Here is a 21,610-nt window from a genome sequence, read left to right as displayed (position 1 = left end):
AAAGAGTAAGCACGATATTCGTGCGAGGCGGCTAAATAGCCGGTTCGCTGGTACCGGGGAGCCTTCGGGCGCTATTACCCAATTGGAGTAAAAACGATGGCCAAGAAAGTACAGGCTTACATCAAGCTGCAGGTTGCTGCAGGTAAAGCCAATCCAAGTCCGCCGGTAGGCCCAGCACTGGGTCAGCACGGCGTGAACATCATGGAATTCTGTAAAGCGTTCAACGCCGCGACTCAAGAAATTGAGCCGGGCCTGCCGACGCCAGTTGTGATCACTGTCTACTCAGACCGTAGCTTCACGTTCGTCACCAAAACACCGCCTGCTGCCGTGCTGCTGAAAAAAGCCGCTGGTATCAAGTCGGGTTCCGGTGAGCCGAACAAGAAGAAAGTCGGTACCGTTACGCGTGAGCAGCTTGAAGAGATCGCCAAGACGAAAGAGCCTGATTTGACGGCTGCTAATCTTGACGCCGCAGTGCGCACCATTGCTGGCAGTGCTCGCAGCATGGGCCTAAACGTGGAGGGTCTTTGATCATGGCTAAACTGTCTAAGCGTGCGAAGGTAATTCGCGAGAAAGTAGACACTAACAAAGCTTATTCTATTGAAGAAGCTGTAGCGCTGCTCTCTGAGCTGTCTACCGTTAAATTCAAAGAGTCTGTTGATATTGCCATCAACCTAGGCGTTGACCCACGTAAATCCGACCAGGTAGTGCGTGGCGCTACGGTTATGCCTAACGGCACTGGTAAAGATGTACGTGTCGCGGTCTTCACCCAGGGTGCCAATGCCGAAGCCGCTAAAGAAGCGGGCGCCGACATTGTGGGCATGGAAGATTTAGCTGAGCAAGTGAAAAAAGGCGTGATGGATTTTGACGTCGTTATCGCTTCTCCTGACGCAATGCGTGTTGTCGGTCAGTTGGGTCAGATTTTAGGTCCACGCGGCCTGATGCCTAACCCCAAAGTTGGCACCGTGACGCCTGACGTCGCGACAGCGGTTAAGAATGCTAAAGCTGGTCAGGTGCGTTTCCGTACCGACAAAAACGGCATCATCCACACTACCCTGGGTAAAGTGGACTTTGATGCTGCAGCCATTAACGGCAACCTGGAAGCCCTTGTTGCTGACCTAAAGCGCCTCAAGCCGAGTGCGTCGAAAGGCATTTACTTTAAGAAAATGACCATGTCCACTACCATGGGCCCAGGTCTGACTATCGATCACTCCTCTTTCGCGTAAAGTGAGAGGTCGTTAGCGTTAAAGTAAGAGAACCGAGCAAGAACTTTGCGGTCCCCCGTTTGGTTAATAAAACTGCCGGGGCATCGTCAAAGACCGCAGGTGCCGCTCCTGATTAGCACGATGTTTGTGCTCAACAAGAGCGGCTTAATTGCCCCATAAGCGCCTGCGCAGATGGTGTGGCCGCCAGTTGGTTAAAGCTTTAAGCAGCTTTCTGGTGAGCACCATCCCTAAGGCTTCTCACGCTTTCTGGCTATACGGCAGGGCAGTGTGGGAAGAGATGGTAACCACCGGAACCTTCTTGGGTTCCGGCACGAAGGAGTGATCACTGTGCCACTAGCACTTGAAGGCAAGAAAGCGATTGTTGCCGAGGTCAGTGAAGCGGCCAAGGGCGCACTCTCCGTCGTAGTTGCTGATTCTCGCGGCGTAACGGTTGGTAAAATGACCGATCTGCGTAAGCAGGCGCGTGAGAATGGTGTAGAGCTACGTGTTGTACGTAACACGCTGGCTCGCCGCGCACTCGAGGGCACTCAGTGGGAGTGCTTAAACGATAGCTTCGTTGGTCCTACGTTGTTGGCCTTCTCTACAGAACACCCGGGCGCTGCCGCTCGACTGTTCAAAGAGTTTGCTAAAGTAGACAAAAACTTCGAAGTGAAAGCGTTGGCCTACGAAGGTGAGCTGATTCCGGCTGCTGACATCGATCGTCTAGCAACCCTACCGACTTACGACGAAGCAATTGCCAAGTTGATGTCGGTAATGAAAGAAGCCTCCGCTGGCAAGCTGGTTCGTACTCTGGCCGCCCTGCGCGATCAGAAGCAAGAAGCAGAAGCTGCATAAGCAGCGTTTCTTGCAGGCGGCGTGAACTGTTTTATCGGCGTGCTGCCTGAACCAAGCAATGAATCCTGAGTTCTCGGCTAACCGAGACTCCGCAAAGTTAGGAATGAGACAATGGCACTGACCAAAGACGATATCATCAATGCAGTAGCCGACATGTCCGTAATGGAAGTTGTCGAGCTGATCGAAGCAATGGAAGAGAAATTCGGCGTTTCTGCAGCAGCTGCCGTTATGGCTGGCCCTGCTGCTGGCGGCGAAGTTGCTGAAGAACAGACTGAGTTTGACGTTGTTCTGACCTCTGCTGGTGAGAAGAAAGTTAACGTGATCAAAGCAGTTCGTGAGATCACCGGTCTTGGCTTGAAAGAAGCTAAAGGCGCTGTTGATGGCGCTCCTGCGACCATCAAAGAAGGCCTGTCTAAAGACGACGCTGAAGCTGCTAAAGCTAAGCTGGAAGAAGCGGGCGCCACCGTCGAGCTCAAGTAATTTTTGTGCGGACGGCTTTGCGCGCTGCGTAAGCTTCCACGGCTGGCGGCGGGATATCCCGCTGCCGGCCTTTTTCTGTTGTAACTGATGTTTGTTAGCAGCAGCGACAGAAATGTAAGAACGTTATTGAATATAGTGTTATCGACTACAGTGTTATCGAACTAGATTTTCGACGGCGAGCTACCGATTTAGGAGCTTGCTGTCTGCGTCTGACGAAGCCCGCCGGGCAGCGATGACCACGCATCGGTCACCCATGGTGAACAAGCTGGGGAATACAGATGGCTTACTCATATACTGAGAAAAAACGCATCCGCAAGGATTTCGGCAAACTGCCCCAAGTGATGGATGTGCCTTACTTGTTGGCTATCCAGCTTGATTCCTATTACGACTTCCTCCAGCAAGATCGTTCGCCCGACGAGCGTCACGAAGTCGGCCTGAACGCGGCGTTTAAGTCCGTGTTTCCGATTGAGAGCTTCTCCGGCAATGCGGCGCTTGAGTATGTCAGCTACCGTTTCGGCACGCCGGCGTTCGATGTTAAGGAATGCCAGCTACGCGGCGTCACGTACTCCGCTCCGCTGCGCGTTAAGGTTCGCTTGATCATCTATGATCGCGACTCTTCGAACAAAGCAATCAAAGATATAAAAGAGCAGGAAGTCTACATGGGGGAAATCCCCCTGATGACCGAGAACGGTACCTTTGTTATAAACGGTACTGAGCGGGTTATCGTTTCCCAGCTCCACCGCTCGCCCGGTGTGTTCTTCGATCACGACAAAGGCAAGAGCCACTCTTCTGGCAAACTGCTCTACTCAGCCCGCGTTATTCCTTACCGTGGCTCCTGGTTAGACTTTGAGTTTGATCCCAAAGACAACGTCTTTGTGCGTATTGACCGTCGCCGTAAATTACCGGCCTCGGTATTGATGCGTGCGCTGGGAATGAGCACCGAAGAGATCCTGGCCGAATTCTTTGAAACCAGCGTCTTCCACATCGAGAAATCAGGTTTCTCTGTGGAGCTCGTACCGTCGCGTCTACGCGGTGAAACCGCAACGTTCGACATCAAAGATTCCGCTGGTGAGACGATTGTTGAAGAAGGTCGCCGGATTACCCAGAAGCACATTCGTCAGCTTGAAAAAGCCGGCCTTGAGCGCCTGGATGTGCCGATGGAGTATCTCTTTGGTAAAACGCTAGCCAAAGACCAAATCGACACTAAAACCGGTGAGCTGATCTGCCCGTGTAATACCGAGATCACCCCGGAAGTGCTGGAGCGTATGGCTCAGGGCGGCATTGCGCTGATAGAGACCCTGTACACCAACGATCTAGACTGTGGTTCTTTCGTTTCCGATACCTTGAAGCTGGATGCTACGAATTCCGCGCTTGAAGCATTGGTTGAAATTTATCGCATGATGCGTCCCGGCGAGCCGCCTACTAAAGAGTCTGCAGAGACGCTGTTCAACAACCTGTTCTTCTCTGAGGACCGCTACGACCTGTCGGGCGTTGGCCGCATGAAGTTCAACCGTCGCCTGCGTCGCGAGACTGACACGGGCTCTGGCGTATTGGATCGCAAAGACATCCTCGACGTGCTGCGCGAGCTGATCAGTATTCGTAACGGCTTCGGTGACGTTGACGATATCGATCACCTGGGTAACCGCCGTATTCGCTGTGTAGGCGAAATGGCCGAAAACCAGTTCCGCGTTGGCTTAGTGCGCGTAGAGCGCGCCGTTAAAGAGCGTCTTTCCATGGCGGAAAGCGAAGGCCTGATGCCCCAAGACTTGATCAACGCCAAGCCCGTAGCGGCGGCGGTGAAAGAGTTCTTCGGTTCCAGCCAGCTTTCGCAGTTTATGGACCAAAACAACCCGCTTTCTGAGGTTACCCACAAGCGTCGTGTGTCTGCACTCGGCCCCGGTGGTTTGACCCGTGAGCGTGCTGGCTTCGAAGTACGTGACGTACACGCCACGCACTATGGGCGCCTATGCCCAATCGAAACGCCAGAAGGCCCGAACATCGGCCTGATCAACTCCCTGGCAACGTATAGCCACACCAACAGCTACGGCTTCCTAGAAACGCCGTACCGGAAAGTGGTTGATCGCCAGCTGACTGACGACATCGTTCACCTTTCGGCGATCGAAGAGGGCGATTTCGTTATCGCTCAGGCGTCGGCGGCGGTCGATGAGTCTAACAAGCTGACCGATGATTTGGTGCAGGTGCGTCACCGCGGTGAAACCACCTTTATGCGTCCCGAGCAGGTTACCCTGATGGACGTATCGCCTCGTCAGGTAGTGTCGGTCGCCGCGGCATTGATTCCGTTCCTGGAGCACGATGACGCCAACCGCGCCTTGATGGGTTCGAACATGCAGCGTCAGGCGGTGCCGACACTGCGTGCTGATAAACCTCTCGTAGGTACCGGCATGGAGCGCTTCGTGGCTCGTGACTCCGGTGTTTGTGCGGTTGCGAACCGTGGCGGCGTGATTGACTCCGTTGACGCTCGTCGCGTGGTCGTACGTGTCAATGAAGATGAAATCATCGGCGGTGAAGCCGGCGTTGATATCTACAACCTGACCAAGTACACCCGCTCGAACCAAAACACCTGTATGAACCAGCGCCCCATCGTGCGTCCTGGTGACAGCGTAGCGCGCGGCGATATTCTTGCCGACGGTCCGTCTGTTGATATGGGTGATCTGGCCCTGGGTCAGAACATGCGCATCGCGTTCATGCCTTGGAATGGTTACAACTTCGAAGACTCCATCCTACTTTCTGAGCGGGTGGTTCAAGAAGACCGTTTCACTACGATTCATATTCAGGAACTGACCTGCGTGTCTCGCGACACCAAGTTGGGTTCGGAAGAAATCACCGCCGATATTCCTAATGTAGGCGAATCTGCGCTCTCCAAGCTGGATGAAGCCGGCGTCGTTTACATCGGTGCTGAAGTAGGCCCTGGTGACATTCTGGTGGGTAAGGTAACGCCGAAGGGTGAAACCCAGCTGACGCCAGAAGAGAAGCTGCTGCGTGCCATCTTCGGTGAGAAAGCGTCTGACGTTAAAGACACCTCGCTGCGTGCCCCTACCGGCATGAAAGGGACGGTCATTGATGTCCAGGTCTTCACCCGTGATGGCGTAGAGAAAGATTCGCGCGCGCTGACCATTGAACGGATGCAGCTTGATGAAGTTCGTAAGGACCTTCAAGAAACATACCGTATTGCCGAAGAAGCGACGTTTGAGCGTCTTCAGCGCACTCTAGAAGGCCAAGCGGTTAACGGCGGCCCGAACCTTAAGAAAGGCGATGTGCTTGATAATGCCTATCTTGAAGAGCTGCCACGTCAGCAGTGGTTCAAACTGCGTATGCAGGATGAGTCGTTTAATGAGCTGCTTGCTCAGGCCGACGAACAGCTGGAAAACCGTCGTAAAGAAATGGACGAGCGCTTTGAAGATAAGAAGCGCAAGTTAACCCAGGGCGATGACCTCGCGCCGGGCGTGCTGAAAATCGTCAAAGTCTATATGGCTGTCAAGCGCCGCATTCAGCCGGGCGATAAGATGGCCGGTCGTCACGGTAACAAAGGTGTTATATCGGCGATTATGCCGATCGAAGATATGCCGTTCGATGAGAAGGGCGAGCCGGTCGACGTGGTGCTTAACCCGCTGGGCGTACCGTCACGTATGAACGTCGGTCAGATCCTTGAAACTCACTTGGGTATGGCGGCACGCGGCTTAGGCGTCAAGATCGAAGCCATGCTGCGCGATGCACGCGGTCAACAAGTTGCCGAAATTCGCGACTTCTTGGGTCAGATCTACAATACGCCAGGTACTCGCGTTGAAGATCTCGATTCTCTGACCGATGATGAAATCATCGCGCTGGCAAAGAACCTGAAAGGCGGTGTGCCCATGGCGACGCCGGTGTTTGACGGTGCTAAAGAGCACGAAATCAAGCATCTGCTGAAACTGGCGGACATTCCTGAGTCGGGTCAGATGGCCCTGTTTGATGGCCGTACCGGTGACGCCTTTGATCGTCCGGTCACCGTCGGCTACATGTATATGTTGAAGCTTAACCACTTGGTAGACGACAAGATGCACGCGCGTTCTACCGGTTCTTACTCGCTGGTTACCCAGCAGCCCTTGGGTGGTAAGGCGCAGTTCGGTGGTCAGCGCTTCGGTGAGATGGAAGTGTGGGCGTTGGAAGCTTACGGCGCGGCATACACGCTACAAGAAATGCTCACCGTCAAGTCGGACGACGTCGAAGGCCGCACCAAGATGTATAAAAACATCGTGGATGGCGACCACACCATGCAGGCAGGCATGCCGGAATCCTTCAACGTACTCGTGAAGGAAATCCGCTCGCTGGGCATCGATATCGAGTTAGAGAGCTAGGAGCCGTCCCATGAAAGATTTGGTGAAAGTACTCAAATCGCAGTCTCAGTCCGAAGAATTTGACGCGATCAAGATTACCCTGGCGTCGCCGGACATGATTCGCTCCTGGTCGTTTGGCGAGGTGAAGAAGCCTGAGACCATTAACTACCGTACCTTTAAACCGGAGCGGGACGGCCTGTTCTGCGCCAAGATTTTTGGCCCGGTAAAGGACTATGAGTGCTTGTGCGGCAAATATAAGCGCATGAAGCATCGCGGTATTATCTGCGAAAAATGTGGCGTTGAAGTCACCAAAGCCGCCGTGCGCCGTGAGCGCATGGGGCACATTGAGCTTGCCTCACCGGTTGCTCACATTTGGTTTCTGAAGTCATTGCCGTCACGTATCGGCATGTTCCTCGATATGACGCTGCGTGATATCGAGCGCGTGCTGTATTTCGAAAGCTTTGTGGTGATCGATCCTGGCATGACCACGCTAGAGCGCGGTCAGCTGCTGAACGACGAGCAGTACTTCGAGGCGCTGGAAGAGTTTGGCGACGACTTTGATGCCCGCATGGGTGCCGAAGCTGTTCAAGAACTACTGAAAGACATCGATCTGGAAGAAGAGATTAATCATCTGCGTGAAGAAATTCCGCAGACTAACTCTGAGACCAAGATTAAGAAGCTTTCTAAGCGTCTGAAACTGCTTGAAGCGTTCTACCACTCTGGCAATGCGCCTGCGTGGATGGTTATGGAAGTGCTGCCCGTGCTGCCGCCGGATCTGCGTCCGCTGGTACCGCTAGACGGTGGCCGCTTCGCGACCTCTGATCTCAACGACCTTTACCGTCGTGTGATCAACCGCAACAACCGTTTGAAGCGTCTGCTGGATCTTAATGCGCCGGATATTATTGTGCGCAACGAAAAACGCATGCTTCAAGAAGCCGTTGATGCGTTGCTCGATAACGGTCGTCGTGGCCGTGCGATCACGGGCTCTAATAAGCGTCCGCTGAAATCACTTGCCGACATGATCAAAGGTAAGCAAGGCCGCTTCCGCCAGAACTTGTTGGGTAAGCGCGTCGATTACTCTGGCCGTTCGGTAATCACCGTGGGCCCGACGCTGCGCCTGCACCAGTGTGGTCTGCCGAAGAAAATGGCGTTAGAGCTGTTCAAGCCGTTTATCTACTCTAAGCTTCAGTCGCTGGGCTACGCCTCAACGATTAAAGCCGCCAAGAAGATGGTTGAGCGCGAGTTGCCGGAAGTGTGGGACATCCTTGCCGATGTTATCCGCGAACACCCGGTACTGCTTAACCGTGCGCCGACGCTTCACCGTTTGGGTATCCAGGCGTTTGAACCGCTGTTGATCGAAGGTAAAGCGATTCAGCTGCACCCGCTGGTCTGTGCTGCCTACAACGCCGACTTTGACGGTGACCAGATGGCGGTACACGTACCGCTGACGCTGGAAGCGCAGCTTGAAGCGCGTGCGCTGATGATGGCGACCAACAACGTGCTGTCGCCTGCTAACGGCGAGCCGATCATCGTACCGTCGCAAGACGTTGTTCTGGGTCTGTATTACATGACCCGCGAAAAGATCAACGCCAAAGGCGAGGGCATGGTGTTCTCTGACCTCAACGAGGTAGAGCGCGCGTTTGGTACTCAGTCAGTCGCACTACACGCCCGCGTCAAAGTGCGTTTAGACGAGATCGATGTTGAAGAAGAGACCGGTGAGCGTAGCTTCCATCGCCGCATTTATGACACGACGGTAGGCCGTGCGCTACTGTTCCGTATTCTGCCTGAAGGCGTGCCGTTCGAGCTGATTGATCAGCCGATGAAGAAGAAGGCGATATCCAGCCTGATCAACGAAGTGTATCGTCGTGCTGGTCTGAAGCCGGCTGTTATCTTCGCTGACCAACTGATGTATACAGGCTTCCGTTTGGCCACATGGTCCGGTGCTTCTATCGGTGTTAACGACTTCGTTATTCCCGATGAAAAAACCGCAATTGTTGACGCCGCTGAAGCCGAAGTTAAAGAAATTGAAGACCAGTTCTCTTCTGGCCTAGTAACAGCGGGTGAGAAGTACAACAAGGTTATCGATATTTGGTCCAAGGCCAACGATAAAGTCGCCAAGGCGATGATGGTGGGTATCTCTAAAGAAACCGTCATCGATCGTGATGGCAACGAAGTTGAACAGGATTCGTTTAACAGCGTCTTCATCATGGCTGATTCCGGGGCACGTGGTTCTGCTGCCCAGATCCGTCAGTTGGCCGGTATGCGGGGCCTGATGGCCAAGCCGGATGGTTCGATCATCGAAACGCCGATCGTTGCCAACTTCCGTGAAGGTTTGAACGTACTTCAGTACTTCATCTCGACTCACGGTGCGCGTAAAGGTCTGGCGGATACGGCACTGAAAACAGCTAACTCCGGTTATCTGACCCGTCGTCTGGTCGACGTGGCGCAAGACTTGGTTATTACTGAAGTCGATTGCGACACCGAGAACGGTTTGACGCTGCACCCGATCATCGAAGGCGGCGACATCATTGTACCGCTCTCTCAGCGTGTGCTGGGTCGTGTGGTTGCACAAGAAGTCGTGCATCCTGGTACTGGCGAAATTTTGATTCCTCGCACAACGTTGCTGGATGAGAAGTGGTGTGCCGAGCTCGACACCATGGGTGTCGACGAAATTGTCGTGCGCTCCACCATCACCTGTGAGACCTCTCACGGCGTGTGTGCTTCTTGTTACGGCCGTGACTTGGCGCGTGGCCACCAGGTCAACATCGGTGAAGCAGTCGGCGTGATCGCTGCTCAGTCGATCGGTGAGCCGGGCACCCAGCTGACCATGCGTACGTTCCACATCGGTGGTGCGGCTTCGCGTTCATCTGCGGTTGACAGCGTACAGGTTAAGCACGGCGGCAAGGTTCGCCTGCATAACATCAAGCACGTTGAGCGTGCCGATGGCAAGCTGGTGGTGGTTTCGCGTTCCAGTGCCCTGGCCGTTGCCGACGATCATGGTCGCGAGCGTGAGTACTATAAGCTGCCTTACGGTGCCGAGCTTTCTGTGCGTGACGGCGATGTAGTCGACGCCGGTGCCATTGTTGCTAAATGGGATCCGCACACTCATCCGATCGTTGCTGAAGTAGAAGGTAAGGCGCAGTTTATCGATCTCGACGAAGGTGTCACCATGCACCGCAGCGTCGATGAGATGACCGGCCTGTCCTCTATTGAAGTTATCGAATCGGCGGCACGTCCGATCTCTGGTCGCGATAAGCGCCCGATGGTGATGCTGCAAGACAGCGCGGGCGAGTACGTGTCTGTTTCCGGTTCGAATACGCCGGTACAGTACTTGCTGCCTGGTAACTCGATTATTTCGGTTGATGACGGTGTCACTATCGGTGTGGGTGAAGTGGTTGCCCGTATTCCTGTAGAGGCTTCGGCTAACAAAGATATCACCGGTGGTCTACCACGGGTTGCTGACTTGTTTGAGGCGCGTAAGCCGAAAGAGTCGTCTATCTTGGCGGAAATCAGCGGTGTTGTTAGCTTCGGTAAAGAAACTAAAGGTAAGCGTCGTTTGATGATTACCCCGGAGTCTGGCGATCCGTTTGAAGCCTTGATTCCGAAATGGCGTCAAATCGCCGTCTTCGAAGGTGAAGCCGTCGAAAAGGGTGAAGTTATTTCTGATGGCCCGAGCAATCCCCACGATATCCTGCGTTTGCTGGGTGTTGAGGAACTTGCCAAGTACATCACTGCCGAAGTGCAGGACGTTTATCGTCTGCAGGGCGTAGGTATCAATGATAAGCACATCGAAGTAATCGTGCGTCAGATGCTACGCAAGGTAGAGCTTACCGACTCAGGTGACTCTGACTTCATCACTGGTGACCAAGCTGAGCTGGTTCGCGTGCTGGAACAGAATGCTCGTCTTGAGAAAGAGAAGAAATTCCCGGCTAAGTATCAGCGTATGCTGCTGGGTATTACCAAGGCTAGTCTGGCCACCGAGTCGTTCATCTCTGCGGCCTCCTTCCAGGAGACAACGCGAGTACTGACCGAAGCAGCGGTGACCGGTAAGCGCGATTATTTGCGCGGTCTGAAAGAAAACGTGGTAGTGGGTCGTCTCATACCAGCCGGTACGGGGTTAACTCACCACGCGGAACGTCGTCGCAAGCGCGAAGACGTTGAGCAACTGTTCAACCCCTCGGCCACCGAGGTAGAGCAGGAGCTAGGTGCTCAGCTAACCGCTCTCGATTCTGACGATGAGCTGTAACGTTGGGGCTAGAAATAGTAAGTGAAGACAGTAAGTAAAATCGCAAGTGAAAAAGTAAGTAAAACGAATAGCTGACCTGAAAAGCGCAGTCTTGCCGGTTAAACCGCCGGCAAGGCTTGACGCCACATAGGGTCAGCCTTTAGAATGCGCAGCCTTTAACAGTGGGGTGGGTGCGCCCGCATCTGCTGCTTGTATTTGTTAAAAGGCTAAGGCAACCATTGGAGTCAGCTAAACACCATGGCAACGATTAATCAGCTAGTGCGCAAGCCGCGCAAGCGCCCCGTCACCAAAAGTGACGTGCCAGCGCTGCAGGCCTGTCCGCAAAAACGCGGCGTATGTACGCGCGTTTACACTACCACCCCGAAGAAGCCTAACTCGGCCCTGCGTAAGGTTTGCCGTGTGCGCCTTACCAACGGTTTCGAAGTGTCTTCTTACATCGGTGGTGAAGGTCACAACCTTCAAGAACACTCTGTCGTTTTGATTCGTGGCGGCCGTGTAAAGGATTTGCCAGGTGTGCGTTATCACACTGTTCGTGGCGCCCTTGACACCTCCGGCGTTCAAAATCGTCGTCAGGGTCGTTCTAAATACGGTACTAAGCGTCCTAAGTCCTAAGTTTAGGGTCTGCTAAGTAACGATTATCACGAATTTGACGGTCTGATAAGAGTAAGGTCGGGCGCTGCGAATGCTAGTAGGCGCAGCACGAGTCTCGGGTTTACCTGAAAGATCCTTAATTGAGGGCTTATCATGCCTAGAAGAAGAGTAGTAGCTAAACGCGACATCCTGCCGGATCCTAAGTTCGGAAGTGAGCGTCTGGCGAAGTTCATGAACCACCTGATGGTCAGCGGCAAAAAGTCCATAGCTGAGCGCATCGTTTACGGTGCGTTGGACAAGGTTGCTGAGCGTAGTAAAGAAGATCCGCTGGAAATCTTCGACAAGGCGCTGGAAGCCATCCAGCCTATGGTCGAAGTGAAGTCGCGCCGTGTGGGTGGTGCGACCTATCAGGTGCCGGTTGAAGTTCGTCCGTCACGCCGTCAAGCGCTTGCAATGCGCTGGCTGGTAGACGCTGCGCGTCGTCGCGGTGAGAAAACCATGGTGCACCGTCTGGCTGGTGAAATGCTGGATGCCGCTGAAGGCAAAGGTTCTGCTGTTAAGAAGCGCGAAGACGTGCATCGTATGGCCGAAGCCAACAAAGCTTTCTCGCACTATCGTTTCTAAGAGCGTCGCTTTAAGAACGGCGTTTTTAAGTACGGCGTTTGTAAGCGCAGTGTTTACAAAGTTCGCGTTTATATATGCACGTTGTTTCAGCATGGCGTCGTTGAAAGTGGTAAGTCGAGTCGCTTTGTTGCAACACCCCGCCGCTGTGATGGTGGCGGTAGCGTAAGGCTCACTTTCGCCGCTGCTAAATTAACGAGCATCGCCAACTAACGGGGGTTTTACCGTGGCACGCAAGACACCACTTAATCGCTATCGCAATATCGGTATCGTCGCTCACGTTGACGCGGGTAAAACCACGACAACTGAGCGGGTACTGTTCTATACCGGCCTTTCCCATAAGTTGGGCGAAACGCATGAAGGTGCTTCGACTACAGACTGGATGGAGCAGGAGCAAGAGCGTGGTATTACTATCACCTCGGCTGCTGTAACCACCTTCTGGCAAGGTATGGCTAAGCAGTTTGACGAGCACCGTATCAACATCATCGATACCCCTGGGCACGTTGACTTCACAATCGAAGTTGAGCGTTCACTGCGTGTCCTTGATGGTGCGGTCGTTGTGCTGTGTGGTTCTTCCGGCGTTCAGCCGCAGACCGAAACCGTATGGCGTCAGGCCAACAAGTACGAAGTGCCGCGTATGGTCTTCGTCAACAAGATGGACCGTACCGGCGCTGATTTCTTCATGGTTGTTGACCAATTGAAAGAGCGCCTGGGTGCCAACGCCGTACCGATCCAAATCAATTGGGGTACGGAAGAAGACTTTAAAGGCGTTATCGACCTTATTCAGATGAAAGCCATCCTTTGGGATGAGGCAAGTCTGGGTATGAACTATGAGCTCGTCGATATTCCAGCTGAATTGCAAGAAACGGCTGAGAAGTATCGCGAAGAAATGGTTGAAGCCGCTGCCGAAGGCTCTGATGAGCTGATGGAGAAGTATCTCGACGGTACTGAGCTCAGCATCGAAGAGATCAAGGCTGGTCTGCGCGCGCGTACTCTGCGTAACGACATCGTGCTAGTCACCTGTGGTTCTGCCTTTAAGAATAAGGGCGTCCAAGCAGTGCTGGACGGCATTATCGAATACATGCCTTCGCCGACTGAAGTTAAGGCGATCGAAGGTGAGCTTGACGATAAAGACGGTACCATCGCTACTCGCGTAGCAGATGACAGTGCTCCGTTTGCGGCATTGGCGTTTAAAATCGCTACCGACCCCTTCGTTGGTACGCTGACGTTTATTCGCGTCTATTCGGGTGTTCTGAAATCTGGTGACGGTGTTTATAACTCCGTTAAACAGAAGAAAGAGCGCGTTGGTCGTATCGTTCAGATGCACGCCAACTCACGCGAAGAGATCAAAGAGATCCTGGCTGGCGATATCGCTGCTTGTATCGGTCTGAAAGACGTCACTACTGGTGACACCCTGTGCGATATCGACAACAAAATTGTTCTCGAGCGTATGGAGTTCCCGGACCCGGTTATTTCGGTTGCTGTTGAGCCGAAGACCAAGAGTGACCAGGAGAAGATGGGTGTTGCTCTGGGCAAATTGGCTCAGGAAGATCCTTCCTTCCAGGTTAAAACCGACGAAGAAACCGGCCAGACGATTATTTCTGGTATGGGTGAGCTTCACTTGGATATTATCGTTGACCGTATGCGTCGCGAGTTCAAAGTTGAAGCTAATATCGGTAAGCCTCAAGTAGCTTACCGCGAAACGATTCGCGGCAGCGTTGAGCAAGAAGGCAAGTTCGTGCGTCAGTCCGGTGGTCGTGGTCAGTATGGTCACGTTTGGCTGCGTATCGAGCCGCTGACTGCAGAAGAAAAGGGTGAAGGCGAAGATGAAATTTTCTTCAAATTCAACTCTGAAGTCGTGGGCGGTACGGTTCCTAAGGAATACATCCCCGCGGTTGAGAAGGGTGCTTATGAGCAGCTCAAAAACGGCGTCATTGCGGGTTACCCGATGATCGACGTTAAAGTGTCGCTGTTCGATGGCTCTTTTCACGACGTAGACTCTAACGAGACTGCGTTCAAGATTGCTTCTTCTATGGCCGTTAAAGAAGGTGCCAGGAAGGCCAAGGCCGTGCTGCTGGAGCCGGTGATGAAGGTCGAAATCGTGACCCCCGAAGAGTTTATGGGTGACGTCATGGGCGACCTGAGCCGTCGTCGCGGTCTGGTGCAGGGCATGGATGACTCTTCCGCAGGTAAAGTCATTCGTGCAACGGTACCGCTGGGTGAGATGTTCGGTTACGCAACCGACCTACGCTCGCAATCCCAGGGCCGTGCGAGCTACTCTATGGAGTTCTCGAAGTACGAGGAGGCGCCCTCCAGCGTCGTTGAAGCCGTCATCAATCAAAACGGTTAACCGTTAGCTAACGTAAAGAGGTTATAGCAGTGGCTAAGGAAAAATTTGAACGTTCCAAACCGCACGTCAACGTCGGCACCATTGGTCACGTCGACCACGGTAAAACGACTCTGACAGCGGCCCTAACCCGCGTGTCTGCTGAAGTTTTCGGCGGCGACTGGAGTGAGTTTTCGTCTATCGATAACGCTCCTGAAGAACGCGAGCGCGGTATCACTATCGCTACGTCGCACGTGGAATACCAGTCTGAAATGCGCCACTACGCGCACGTTGACTGCCCAGGACACGCTGACTACGTCAAGAACATGATCACCGGTGCTGCGCAGATGGACGGCGCGATCCTGGTATGTTCTGCCGCTGACGGCCCGATGCCGCAAACTCGCGAGCACATCCTGCTGTCTCGTCAGGTTGGCGTACCGTACATCGTTGTGTTCCTGAACAAAGCGGACATGGTTGATGACGAAGAGCTGCTCGAACTGGTAGAGATGGAAGTTCGTGAACTCCTCGACCAGTACGATTTCCCGGGCGACGACACGCCGATCATCACAGGTTCTGCGCTGATGGCGTTGAACGGTGAAGATGAGAACGGCATGGGTACCACCGCCGTTGCTAATCTGATCAAAGCTCTGGATGATTACATTCCTGAGCCGGAGCGTGCGATCGACCAGCCGTTCCTGATGCCGATCGAAGACGTGTTCTCTATCTCTGGCCGCGGTACTGTTGTAACCGGTCGTGTAGAGCGCGGTATCGTGAAAGCGGGCGAAGAAGTTGAAATCGTCGGTATTCGTGACACCACTAAAACGATCGTTACTGGCGTTGAAATGTTCCGCAAACTGCTCGACGAAGGTCGTGCTGGTGAGAACGTTGGCGCCCTGCTACGTGGTACTAAGCGTGATGACGTCGAGCGTGGTCAGGTACTGGCCAAGCCGGGCACCATTCACCCGCACACTACCTTCGAAGCAGAAGTTTACGTTCTGTCCAAAGAAGAAGGTGGTCGTCATACGCCTTTCTTCAAGGGCTACCGTCCTCAGTTCTACTTCCGTACCACCGATGTAACGGGTACTTGTGAGCTGCCGGAAGGTGTTGAAATGGTTATGCCTGGTGACAACGTGCAAATGGTTGTTACCTTGATCGCTCCGATTGCCATGGACGACGGTCTACGCTTCGCAATTCGCGAAGGTGGTCGTACTGTCGGTGCTGGCGTTGTAGCTAAGATCGTCAAGTAAGCTATTTGCTTGAATGATGAAGGGGGCTCTGATGAGCCCCCTTTTCTGCGCACCATCAGCAAATGTTTGACATGGGCTTGTGGCGTGCCTATAATGCGCATCCTTTGAATGCGTGGGTAGACGGCTCGCGCCGTCGACATCCATTGGAGTTTAGGGCAAATGCAGAACCAAAAGATTCGCATTCGGTTGAAAGCGTTCGACCATCGCCTGATCGATCAGTCCACAGCGGAGATTGTTGAAACCGCTAAGCGTACTGGTGCTCAGGTTCGTGGGCCGATCCCGCTGCCAACCAATCGTGAGCGCTTCACCATTCTGATCTCGCCGCACGTCAATAAAGATGCGCGTGACCAGTATGAGATTCGGACTCACAAGCGTGTGCTCGACATCGTTGAGCCGACTGAGAAAACTGTTGATGCGCTGATGAAGCTCGATCTCGCCGCTGGCGTTGACGTGCAAATCAAGCTCAACTAATTACACTAGTCACTTTGCGGCCCAGCGTTCATCGCTTGTTTTAGACAAGCTTAGTATGAGCAGCAGCCGCCACGCCGTGAGGCGCCATACAATGTGCTAGTGGAATGCTCTGGAAAGGGCAGCCATAGCGGGTGATAGCCCCGTACACTATAGGAGACTGAGTATGACTATCGGTTTAGTCGGTAAAAAGGCCGGGATGACCCGTGTCTTTACCGAAGACGGCGCGTCTGTGCCCGTAACCGTTATTGAAGTTGATCCTAATCGTGTTACACGCGTTAAATCTGTCGAGTCTGACGGTTACGCAGCGATTCAGGTCACATCTGGTTCTCGTAAAGCCAAGCACCTCACCAAAGCGCAAGCTGGACAGTTTGCCAAGGCGGGTGTTGAGGCTGGTCGTGCACTGATGGAATTTCGTCTTGCAGAAGGCGAAACAATTCCTGAGGTGGGTGGCGAAATCACCGTATCCCTCTTCGAAGCTGGTCAAATGGTTGACGTGACTGGCACCTCTAAGGGTAAAGGCTTCCAGGGTGCTGTTAAGCGCTGGAATTTCCGTACCCAAGACATGACTCACGGTAACTCTCTGTCGCATCGCGCGCCGGGTTCTATCGGCATGTGTCAGACTCCGGGTCGCGTTTTCAAAGGCAAAAAGATGGCCGGTCAAATGGGTAACGCCCGTTGCACCGTTCAAAGCCTTGAGATCGTCCGTGTCGACGCCGAGCGTAACCTGCTGCTGATCAAAGGCGCAGTACCGGGTGCTCCCGGTAGTGACGTTATCGTTCGCAGCGCCGTGAAAGCAGGCTGAAGGGGATAATTACCAATGAATCTGAATCTTGCTGCAGGCGCGGGTACCGTTGAAGTAGCCGACGCCACTTTTGGCAAAGAATTCAACGAAGCGCTCGTTCACCAAGTGGTTACTGCCTATTTGGCTGGTGGCCGTCAGGGAACTCGCGCACAAAAGAGTCGTTCCGACGTTCGTGGCGGTGGCAAAAAGCCTTGGCGTCAGAAAGGCACCGGTCGTGCACGTGCCGGTACTATCCGCTCTCCGCTATGGCGTAGCGGCGGCGTAACCTTCGCGGCTCGTCCGCAAGACTACACCCAGAAGGTTAACCGCAAGATGTACCGCGCAGCGATGCGCTCCATCCTGTCTGAGCTGGTACGTCAAGAGCGCCTAGTCGCGATTGAAGAGTTCAGCGTCGATGCGCCTAAGACCAAGCAGGTAGCTGCCAAGCTGAAAGAGCTCAACCTTGAAAAAGTGTTGATCGTCACAGAAGAAGTTGACGAAAAGCTCTATTTGGCCGCACGCAACCTTCCCCACGTTGACGTGGTGGATGTCGCGGCAGCTGACCCGGTAAGTCTGGTAGCCTTTGATAAGGTCCTGATTACCGTCTCCGCCCTGCGTAAATTCGAGGAGAAGCTGGCATGAACCAGGAACGCGTATTCAAGGTTCTGCTTGGACCGCACGTGACCGAAAAGGCCGCGATGGCAGCCGAGCGCAACCAGTACGTTTTCAAGGTGGCACGCGATGCTACCAAGCCCGAGATCAAGAAAGCCGTAGAAGCACTTTTCGGTAAGAAGGTCGGCAGTGTTCAGGTGCTGAACATGAAGGGTAAAACGAAGCGTACTGCGAACGGCGTTGGCCTACGTAAGGGTTACCGCAAAGCGTATGTGACCCTGGCTGCGGGTGAAACGCTCGAAGACTTCTCAGGCGCCGAATAGGGCAGGAGTACGGATAATGGCAATCGTCAAGACCAAACCCACTTCCGCCGGTCGTCGCCACGTCGTCAAGATCGTTGGCGAGGAACTGTTTAAAGGCCGTGCTTATGCGCCGCTTTTGGAAAAACAGTCCAAGTCCGGTGGCCGTAATAATAACGGTCGCATTACCACTCGCCACGTAGGCGGTGGTCATCGTCACCACTATCGGTTGATCGATTTCAAACGTACCAAAGATGGCGTTCCAGCCACCGTTGAGCGTTTAGAACACGATCCCAATCGCAGTGCGCACATTGCGCTGCTGATGTATGCCGATGGTGAGCGTCGTTACATCATTGCACCGAAAGGTGTCAGCGCGGGTGACGTGCTGGAATCTGGTGTTAATGCGCCGATCAAGAAAGGCAATGCATTGCCGCTGCGCAACGTCCCATTGGGTTCTACGGTGCACTGCATCGAACTCAAGCCGGGTAAAGGTGCGCAGATTGCACGCAGTGCCGGTACAAGCGCCCAGTTGGTAGCTCGTGAAGGTAACTACGCCACGCTACGTCTTCGCTCTGGCGAAATGCGTAAAGTATTGGCTGAGTGCCGCGCGACGTTGGGCGAGGTGAGCAACTCTGAGCACAGCCTGCGTCAACTTGGCAAGGCCGGTGCGAAGCGCTGGAGAGGCGTGCGTCCGACTGTTCGCGGTGTCGCGATGAACCCGGTGGATCACCCACACGGTGGTGGCGAAGGCCGCACCAGTGGTGGTCGTCACCCGGTCTCCCCTTGGGGTGTGCCGACTAAGGGTCACAAGACGCGTAAGAACAAGCGCACCGACAAGCTGATCATCCGTCGTCGTAATAAGACGCGCTGATCTAAATTGCCCAGACATTAAGAGGTAACGGCTGTGCCACGTTCACTAAAGAAAGGTCCCTTCATTGACCTTCATCTTTTGAAGAAGGTAGAGGCTGCAGTGGAGAAGAACGATCGCAAACCAATTAAGACTTGGTCGCGTCGTTCAATGATCCTGCCAAACATGGTAGGCCTCACTATCGCTGTCCATAATGGTCGTCAACACATCCCGGTGCACGTATCCGAGGAAATGGTTGGCCACAAATTGGGCGAATTCGCTGCTACTCGCACTTATCGCGGGCATGCGGCGGATAAAAAAGCCAAACGGTAAGCCAGAGAGGATTGAGAGATGGAAGTCACAGCTAAGCTGCTTGGCGCTCGTTTATCCGCCCAGAAGGCCCGTTTGGTGGCTGACCAGGTGCGCGGTAAACCTGTCGCCGAGGCACTCGACCTGCTGACCTTCTCACCGAAGAAGGCTGCCAAGCTGGTTAAGAAGGTGCTGCAATCCGCGATTGCGAATGCGGAAGAAAATAACGGCATGGATATTGACGAGCTGCGTGTCTCGACCATCTGCGTCGATGAGGGCATGACGCTCAAGCGTATCAAGCCGCGTGCCAAAGGGCGTGCGGATCGTATCTTGAAGCGCACGTGCCACATCACCGTCAAGGTAGCCGAGAAGTAGGAGTCGACCGATGGGTCAGAAAGTCAATCCAACAGGCATTCGACTGGGCATCGTCAAAGACCATGCTTCTGTCTGGTATGCTGAGCGCGGCGCTTACGCCGATAAGCTCAATAACGATCTCGAAGTGCGTAGCTTCTTGGAAGAGCGTCTTAAAAGCGCTTCTGTGAGCCGCATCCACATCGAGCGTCCGGCGAACAATGCCCGCATCACCATTCACACCGCCCGTCCGGGTATTGTGATTGGTAAGAAAGGTGAAGATGTCGACCGTTTGCGTCGCGATCTCACCACGATGATGGGTGTCCCCGTGCATGTGAACATCGAAGAAGTTCGCAAGCCGGAGCTGGATGCCAAGCTAGTCGCTGCTAACGTAGCGGGTCAGCTTGAGCGTCGCGTAATGTTCCGTCGTGCTATGAAGCGCGCGGTACAAAACGCAATGCGTCTTGGCGCTGGTGGCATCAAGATTCAGCTGTCAGGTCGTCTTGGTGGCGCTGAAATCGCACGTACCGAATGGTACCGCGAAGGTCGCGTTCCGTTGCACACGTTGCGTGCGGATATCGACTACGCCACTTACGAAGCTCACACCACCTATGGCGTTATCGGCGTCAAAGTGTGGATCTTCAAGGGTGAAATCCTCGGCGGTATCGAGGAAGTACGTGCCAAGGCCAAACAGCCTGCCGGCAACGCGCCCAAGAAGAAAGGTTCCAGGTAAGGGGAGAGCGAGTCGATGTTACAGCCCAAGCGTATGAAATTCCGTAAGATGATGAAAGGCCGCAACCGTGGCCTGGCGCATCGCGGAAGCAAGATCAGCTTCGGGGAATATGGCCTTAAAGCTACCGGTCGCGGCCGCATCACTGCGCGCCAGATCGAAGCAGGCCGTCGTGCGATCACACGTCACGTTAAACGTGGCGGTAAAATCTGGATCCGCGTCTTCCCTGATAAGCCGATCTCTAAGAAGCCGCTCGAAGTTCGTATGGGTAAAGGTAAAGGTTCTGTTGAGTACTGGGTTGCCCAGATCCAACCGGGTCGGGTCCTTTATGAAATAGAAGGCGTGTCGGAAGAGCTTGCTCGTGAAGCGTTTGAGCTCGCCGCACAGAAAATGCCCTTATCCACCACCTTTGCGAAACGGACGGTGATGTGATGAAAGCCCAGGAAATTCGTGAAAAGTCCGCAGGAGAGCTCCAGGAGCAACTCCTCGAACTCCTCCGCGAGCAGTTTAACCTGCGCATGCAGAAGGCCACTGGCCAACTGAGCCAGACTCATCTGCTCAAGCAGGTCCGTCGGGATATCGCCCGCGTTAAGACTATGCTCAACGAGAAGGCAGGTGATTGAGATGGCCGAAGAGAAAACAACGCGTACGCTCACCGGTAAAGTGGTGAGCGATAAGATGGACAAGTCCATCGTCGTTATGATCGAGCGGCGCGAGCGTCACCCGATCTACGGAAAATACGTTAAGCGCTCCACCAAGCTGCACGCCCATGATGAGGCGAACCAGGCAAAGGCAGGCGATACGGTTTCCATTCAGGAGTGCCGTCCGCTTTCCAAGAAGAAAGCCTGGACGCTCGTCGAGGTGGTTGAACACGCCAAGGGTTAATCCCGAGGCTGTCCAATCAGTGTAGTCAGATTAGGTTTGGAGAAAACCGATGATTCAGACTCAGACAATGCTGGATGTCGCCGACAACAGCGGAGCGCGCCGGGTGCAATGCATCAAGGTGCTAGGCGGTTCACACCGTCGCTACGCTCGTATAGGTGATGTCATCAAGGTCACGGTTAAGGAAGCGATTCCGCGTGGCAAGGTCAAAAAAGGCCAGGTGCTAAAAGCGGTCGTGGTCCGGACCCGTAGTGGCGTCCGTCGTCCCGACGGTTCGCTCATCCGTTTCGATGGAAATGCGGCAGTTTTGTTGAATAACACCAACGAACAGCCCATCGGTACCCGTATTTTTGGGCCGGTGACTCGTGAACTTCGTAATGAAAAGTTCATGAAGATCATTTCCTTAGCGCCTGAAGTGCTGTAAGG

22 protein-coding genes are annotated in these 21,610 nt (G+C 53.9%); all 22 read left to right on the top strand.

All coding sequences use genetic code 11. The features are described 5' to 3' along the window. The first annotated feature begins 96 nt into the window (after positions 1-96). The 22 genes from rplK to rplN all read left to right on the top strand — a co-directional run bounded on the left by rplK (position 97) and on the right by rplN (position 21,608). The gene (gene rplK / locus CIK78_RS01505; protein ID WP_007112017.1) at positions 97-528 is read left to right on the top strand and encodes a 50S ribosomal protein L11; all 432 of its coding nucleotides are present in this window, start codon (positions 97-99) and stop codon (positions 526-528) included. Between the two features lie 2 nt (positions 529-530). Next, positions 531-1,223: a 50S ribosomal protein L1 gene (gene rplA, locus CIK78_RS01500; RefSeq protein WP_096276546.1), complete on the top strand. Its 693-nt coding sequence runs from the start codon at positions 531-533 to the stop codon at positions 1,221-1,223. Positions 1,224-1,550: 327 nt separating this feature from the next. Next, on the top strand, positions 1,551-2,057 hold the full coding sequence (gene rplJ, locus CIK78_RS01495; RefSeq protein ID WP_096276544.1) for a 50S ribosomal protein L10: 507 nt from the start codon (positions 1,551-1,553) through the stop codon (positions 2,055-2,057). 111 nt (positions 2,058-2,168) lie between these two features. Further along, positions 2,169-2,537, top strand: coding sequence for a 50S ribosomal protein L7/L12 (gene rplL / locus CIK78_RS01490; protein WP_096276542.1), 369 nt, complete (start codon positions 2,169-2,171; stop codon positions 2,535-2,537). A gap of 278 nt (positions 2,538-2,815) precedes the next feature. Further along, positions 2,816-6,892 (top strand): DNA-directed RNA polymerase subunit beta, encoded by a 4,077-nt coding sequence (gene rpoB, locus CIK78_RS01485; RefSeq protein ID WP_096276540.1) that lies wholly within the window; start codon positions 2,816-2,818, stop codon positions 6,890-6,892. Positions 6,893-6,902: 10 nt separating this feature from the next. After that, on the top strand, positions 6,903-11,117 hold the full coding sequence (rpoC, locus tag CIK78_RS01480; protein ID WP_096276538.1) for a DNA-directed RNA polymerase subunit beta': 4,215 nt from the start codon (positions 6,903-6,905) through the stop codon (positions 11,115-11,117). Positions 11,118-11,354: 237 nt separating this feature from the next. Next, a complete protein-coding gene (gene rpsL, locus CIK78_RS01475) occupies positions 11,355-11,729 on the top strand; it encodes a 30S ribosomal protein S12 (RefSeq protein ID WP_008959173.1) in 375 nt (124 codons plus the stop codon). A 132-nt stretch (positions 11,730-11,861) separates the two neighbouring features. Continuing rightward, positions 11,862-12,332, top strand: a complete 471-nt coding sequence (gene rpsG / locus CIK78_RS01470) for a 30S ribosomal protein S7 (RefSeq protein ID WP_096276536.1) — start codon at positions 11,862-11,864, stop codon at positions 12,330-12,332. Positions 12,333-12,555: 223 nt separating this feature from the next. Next, entirely contained in the window at positions 12,556-14,679 is a 2,124-nt protein-coding gene (gene fusA / locus CIK78_RS01465; RefSeq protein ID WP_096276534.1) for an elongation factor G, read from the top strand. 29 nt (positions 14,680-14,708) lie between these two features. Further along, positions 14,709-15,902: an elongation factor Tu gene (gene tuf / locus CIK78_RS01460; protein ID WP_096276532.1), complete on the top strand. Its 1,194-nt coding sequence runs from the start codon at positions 14,709-14,711 to the stop codon at positions 15,900-15,902. 159 nt (positions 15,903-16,061) lie between these two features. Continuing rightward, positions 16,062-16,373, top strand: coding sequence for a 30S ribosomal protein S10 (rpsJ, locus tag CIK78_RS01455; RefSeq protein ID WP_096276530.1), 312 nt, complete (start codon positions 16,062-16,064; stop codon positions 16,371-16,373). Between the two features lie 163 nt (positions 16,374-16,536). Further along, positions 16,537-17,175: a 50S ribosomal protein L3 gene (gene rplC, locus CIK78_RS01450; RefSeq protein WP_008959169.1), complete on the top strand. Its 639-nt coding sequence runs from the start codon at positions 16,537-16,539 to the stop codon at positions 17,173-17,175. Between the two features lie 15 nt (positions 17,176-17,190). After that, positions 17,191-17,796, top strand: coding sequence for a 50S ribosomal protein L4 (rplD, locus tag CIK78_RS01445; RefSeq protein ID WP_096276528.1), 606 nt, complete (start codon positions 17,191-17,193; stop codon positions 17,794-17,796). Then, positions 17,793-18,089 (top strand): 50S ribosomal protein L23, encoded by a 297-nt coding sequence (rplW, locus tag CIK78_RS01440; protein ID WP_096276526.1) that lies wholly within the window; start codon positions 17,793-17,795, stop codon positions 18,087-18,089. The genes rplD and rplW overlap by 4 nt, the downstream gene beginning before the upstream one ends. A 16-nt stretch (positions 18,090-18,105) precedes the next feature. Further along, entirely contained in the window at positions 18,106-18,936 is an 831-nt protein-coding gene (gene rplB / locus CIK78_RS01435; protein WP_096276524.1) for a 50S ribosomal protein L2, read from the top strand. A gap of 33 nt (positions 18,937-18,969) precedes the next feature. Further along, positions 18,970-19,245, top strand: a complete 276-nt coding sequence (rpsS, locus tag CIK78_RS01430) for a 30S ribosomal protein S19 (protein WP_096276522.1) — start codon at positions 18,970-18,972, stop codon at positions 19,243-19,245. Positions 19,246-19,263: 18 nt separating this feature from the next. Next, a complete protein-coding gene (gene rplV / locus CIK78_RS01425) occupies positions 19,264-19,596 on the top strand; it encodes a 50S ribosomal protein L22 (RefSeq protein WP_007112002.1) in 333 nt (110 codons plus the stop codon). Between the two features lie 10 nt (positions 19,597-19,606). Then, positions 19,607-20,305 carry a 30S ribosomal protein S3 gene (gene rpsC / locus CIK78_RS01420; protein WP_096276520.1) on the top strand — a complete coding sequence of 233 codons (699 nt, stop codon included), beginning with the start codon at positions 19,607-19,609 and terminating at the stop codon, positions 20,303-20,305. Between the two features lie 15 nt (positions 20,306-20,320). Continuing rightward, positions 20,321-20,734: a 50S ribosomal protein L16 gene (gene rplP, locus CIK78_RS01415; RefSeq protein ID WP_007112000.1), complete on the top strand. Its 414-nt coding sequence runs from the start codon at positions 20,321-20,323 to the stop codon at positions 20,732-20,734. After that, positions 20,734-20,925 (top strand): 50S ribosomal protein L29, encoded by a 192-nt coding sequence (gene rpmC, locus CIK78_RS01410; protein ID WP_096276518.1) that lies wholly within the window; start codon positions 20,734-20,736, stop codon positions 20,923-20,925. Before rplP ends, rpmC begins: the two co-directional genes overlap by 1 nt. A gap of 1 nt (position 20,926) precedes the next feature. Next, complete coding sequence (gene rpsQ / locus CIK78_RS01405; RefSeq protein WP_096276515.1) at positions 20,927-21,187, top strand: 30S ribosomal protein S17; 261 nt, start codon at positions 20,927-20,929, stop codon at positions 21,185-21,187. A gap of 49 nt (positions 21,188-21,236) precedes the next feature. After that, positions 21,237-21,608: a 50S ribosomal protein L14 gene (gene rplN / locus CIK78_RS01400; RefSeq protein WP_096276513.1), complete on the top strand. Its 372-nt coding sequence runs from the start codon at positions 21,237-21,239 to the stop codon at positions 21,606-21,608. The last annotated feature ends 2 nt before the right edge of the window (positions 21,609-21,610 follow it).

Source organism: Halomonas sp. JB37, from assembly GCF_002332255.1.
GTDB lineage: Bacteria > Pseudomonadota > Gammaproteobacteria > Pseudomonadales > Halomonadaceae > Vreelandella > Vreelandella casei.
The sequence above is the reverse complement of the archived record's forward strand: the minus strand, read 5'-3'. Positions and strand labels throughout refer to the sequence as shown.

Coding starts and splice junctions, on each gene's coding strand:
- rplK (WP_007112017.1), top strand. CDS start 97: ATGGCCAAGAAAGTACAGGCTTACATCAAGCTGCAGGTTGCTGCAGGT.
- rplA (WP_096276546.1), top strand. CDS start 531: ATGGCTAAACTGTCTAAGCGTGCGAAGGTAATTCGCGAGAAAGTAGAC.
- rplL (WP_096276542.1), top strand. CDS start 2,169: ATGGCACTGACCAAAGACGATATCATCAATGCAGTAGCCGACATGTCC.
- rpoB (WP_096276540.1), top strand. CDS start 2,816: ATGGCTTACTCATATACTGAGAAAAAACGCATCCGCAAGGATTTCGGC.
- rpoC (WP_096276538.1), top strand. CDS start 6,903: ATGAAAGATTTGGTGAAAGTACTCAAATCGCAGTCTCAGTCCGAAGAA.
- rpsL (WP_008959173.1), top strand. CDS start 11,355: ATGGCAACGATTAATCAGCTAGTGCGCAAGCCGCGCAAGCGCCCCGTC.
- rpsG (WP_096276536.1), top strand. CDS start 11,862: ATGCCTAGAAGAAGAGTAGTAGCTAAACGCGACATCCTGCCGGATCCT.
- rpsJ (WP_096276530.1), top strand. CDS start 16,062: ATGCAGAACCAAAAGATTCGCATTCGGTTGAAAGCGTTCGACCATCGC.
- rplC (WP_008959169.1), top strand. CDS start 16,537: ATGACTATCGGTTTAGTCGGTAAAAAGGCCGGGATGACCCGTGTCTTT.
- rplD (WP_096276528.1), top strand. CDS start 17,191: ATGAATCTGAATCTTGCTGCAGGCGCGGGTACCGTTGAAGTAGCCGAC.
- rplW (WP_096276526.1), top strand. CDS start 17,793: ATGAACCAGGAACGCGTATTCAAGGTTCTGCTTGGACCGCACGTGACC.
- rplB (WP_096276524.1), top strand. CDS start 18,106: ATGGCAATCGTCAAGACCAAACCCACTTCCGCCGGTCGTCGCCACGTC.
- rplV (WP_007112002.1), top strand. CDS start 19,264: ATGGAAGTCACAGCTAAGCTGCTTGGCGCTCGTTTATCCGCCCAGAAG.
- rpsC (WP_096276520.1), top strand. CDS start 19,607: ATGGGTCAGAAAGTCAATCCAACAGGCATTCGACTGGGCATCGTCAAA.
- rplP (WP_007112000.1), top strand. CDS start 20,321: ATGTTACAGCCCAAGCGTATGAAATTCCGTAAGATGATGAAAGGCCGC.
- rpmC (WP_096276518.1), top strand. CDS start 20,734: ATGAAAGCCCAGGAAATTCGTGAAAAGTCCGCAGGAGAGCTCCAGGAG.
- rpsQ (WP_096276515.1), top strand. CDS start 20,927: ATGGCCGAAGAGAAAACAACGCGTACGCTCACCGGTAAAGTGGTGAGC.
- rplN (WP_096276513.1), top strand. CDS start 21,237: ATGATTCAGACTCAGACAATGCTGGATGTCGCCGACAACAGCGGAGCG.